Genomic DNA, 247 nt, shown 5'->3' with positions numbered 1-247 from the left:
GCGCAGCCCCGTCGGCGGTGGACCGTCCGGGAACACATGCCCCAGGTGTGCGTCACACTTGGCGCAAGTGACTTCGGTGCGAATCATGCCGTGACTGACGTCGCGGATCTCGACCATTGCGCTATCGGCAATCGGCTCATAGAAGCTGGGCCAGCCGCAGCCGGAATCAAACTTGGCCTTGGAATCGAACAGCGGCTCGTTGCAGCAGATGCAGTGGTAGACGCCGTCGGTCTTGGTGGCGTTGTAC

1 protein-coding gene is annotated in these 247 nt (G+C 61.9%); it reads right to left on the bottom strand.

Features of this window, described 5'->3' with window-relative positions:
• Nucleotides 1-247 (bottom strand): peptide-methionine (R)-S-oxide reductase MsrB (gene msrB / locus AAEZ05_RS29695; RefSeq protein ID WP_350650217.1); only part of this gene is annotated, 247 nt, incomplete at both ends.

Origin of the sequence: Pseudomonas sp. HY13-MNA-CIBAN-0226, from assembly GCF_040310305.1 — a bacterium.
Taxonomy (GTDB): Bacteria; Pseudomonadota; Gammaproteobacteria; order Pseudomonadales; family Pseudomonadaceae; genus Aquipseudomonas; species Aquipseudomonas gregormendelii.
The sequence above is the reverse complement of the archived record's forward strand: the minus strand, read 5'-3'. Positions and strand labels throughout refer to the sequence as shown.